This is a genomic window from Streptomyces rubellomurinus (assembly GCF_000961885.1).
Taxonomy (GTDB): Bacteria; Actinomycetota; Actinomycetes; order Streptomycetales; family Streptomycetaceae; genus Kitasatospora; species Kitasatospora rubellomurina.
On record NZ_JZKH01000220.1, the window covers coordinates 1 to 2,025 of the forward strand.

The 2,025-nt window shown below is 73.7% G+C and carries 2 protein-coding genes; both read left to right on the top strand.

The window, feature by feature from the left end; translation table 11 throughout:
- A partial coding sequence (locus tag VM95_RS37365) for a beta-ketoacyl reductase (RefSeq protein WP_045705799.1) occupies positions 1-1,234 on the top strand: 1,234 nt, incomplete at its 5' end.
- Between the two features lie 35 nt (positions 1,235-1,269).
- Positions 1,270-2,025 (top strand): beta-ketoacyl synthase N-terminal-like domain-containing protein (locus VM95_RS37370; RefSeq protein WP_425265398.1); only part of this gene is annotated, 756 nt, incomplete at its 3' end.

Consider the following 2,025-nt stretch of genomic DNA (forward strand, 5'->3'; position numbering starts at 1 on the left):
GCTGACTTCCCGCCAGGGCGAGGCGGCCCCCAGCGCCGCCGATGTCCGGGGCGCACTGCTGGCCGCCGGTGCGGAGAGCGTGCGGATCGAGGCGTGCGACGTCGCGGACCGCGAGCAGATCGCGACCGTTGTCAACGGCCTTGGTGGCGCGCTCGGTTCGGTGTTCCACCTGGCTGCCGTCCTGGACGACGGCCTGCTCGCCGGCCAGAGCGCCGAGCGTTTCGCCCGCGTTCTGGCCCCGAAGGCCATCGGCGCCCGTCACCTGGACGAGCTCACCCGGGGCCTGGACCTGGACGCGTTCGTTCTCTTCTCCTCTGCCGCCGGTGTCCTCGGCAGCGCGGGTCAGAGCGCCTACGCGGCGGCGAACGCCTACGTCGATGCCCTGGCCGCGCGGCGCCGGGCGGACGGTCTGCCGGGCCTGAGCCTGTCCTGGGGCCTGTGGCAGCAGGCCGGCACCGGCCTGACCGCCCACCTCGGCGACGCCGAACTCCAGCGGATGCGCCGCCAGGGCGTCGCCGCCCTCACCCCCGCCCAGGGCCTGCGCGCACTCGATGCGGCGTTGGCCACGGACCTGGCCCACGTCGTCCCGGTCCGGCTCGAACTCTCCGCCGTACGACGCGAAATGGAACGGAGTGGTGACGTGCCACCGCTGCTGCGGTCCCTCGTCCGGGCCCGCCTGCGCCGCGCGGGGACGGCTGCGGCCGCGCCCTCCGCGCTGCGCGACCGCCTGGCGGCCCTGACCCCGGCCGAGCGCCGGAGCACGCTGCTGGACCTGGTCCGCCGCGAGGCGGCGGCCGTCCTCGGCGCCGAGGGCATCGGCGCCCAGCAGGTGTTCAAGGAGCTCGGCCTCGACTCCCTGATGGCGGTGGAGCTTCGCCGCCGTCTCGCTGCCGAGACCGGCCTGACCCTGCCCTCCACGCTCGCCTTCGACTACCCGACCCCGACCGCGATCGGCGAGCTCCTCCTCCAACGGCTGGATGTCGTCGACGGCGGTCGGCCGCAGGCGTCGGGGGTCCGGCTCACCAGGGAGCTGATGGACAACCTCGTGGAGCTGCTGCGCTCCGCGACCCCCCTGCAACTGGAGTCCGAAGGGCTGGCCGGCCAGTTCCTCGCGCTCAAGAACGGCCTCGCGAAGGCCGTCGTCCCGGAAGCCCCAGCGGTCGAGCTGGAGACCGGAAGCAGCACCGAAGACCTTCTGCAGTTCTTGGACCGCAAGCTGGGAGTGACCGCATGAGCAGCAGCACCGAAGTCGAGAAGCTCGAGGCGTACCTGCGGCGCACCGCGACCGCGCTCGTCGAGGCGGAGAAGCAGCTGGACTCCGAGCGGGCCGCCCGCACGGAGCCCATCGCGGTCGTCTCGATGGCCTGCCGTCTCCCCGGCGGGATCGACACCCCCGAGGGCTTCTGGGAGCTGCTGGCCTCGGGCGGCGACGCGATCGGCGGGTTCCCGGAGCGCTGGCAGGGGCTCGACCTGTTCGACCCTGACCCGGAGGCGGTGGGCAAGAGCTACGCCCGTGAGGGCGGGTTCATGTCCGACGTCGAGCGGTTCGACGCCGCCTTCTTCGGCATCAGCCCGCGCGAGGCGCAGTCGATGGACCCGCAGCAGCGGCTCGTCCTCGAAGCCTCGTGGGAGGCTCTGGAGCGCGCGGGCATCCGGCCGGAGACGCTGGAGGGCACGCGCACCGGCGTCTACGTCGGCACCATGAGCTCGGACTACGGCAACCAGCAGGGCCACGACCTGGACGCGCTCGACGGCTACGTCAGCACCGGCAACGCGAGCAGCGTCGTCTCCGGGCGCGTCTCGTACGCGCTCGGGCTCCAGGGCCCGGCCGTGACCGTGGACACCGCGTGCTCGTCGTCGCTGGTCGCCGTGCACCTGGCCGCCCAGGCGCTGCGCGCGGGGGAGTGCGAGCTGGCGCTGGTCGGCGGCGTCACCGTCATGAACACCCCGGCGCTGTTCGTGGAGTTCAGCCGGCTGCGGGGCATGGCGGCGGACGGGCGCTGCAAGAGCTTCGGCGCCGGTGCG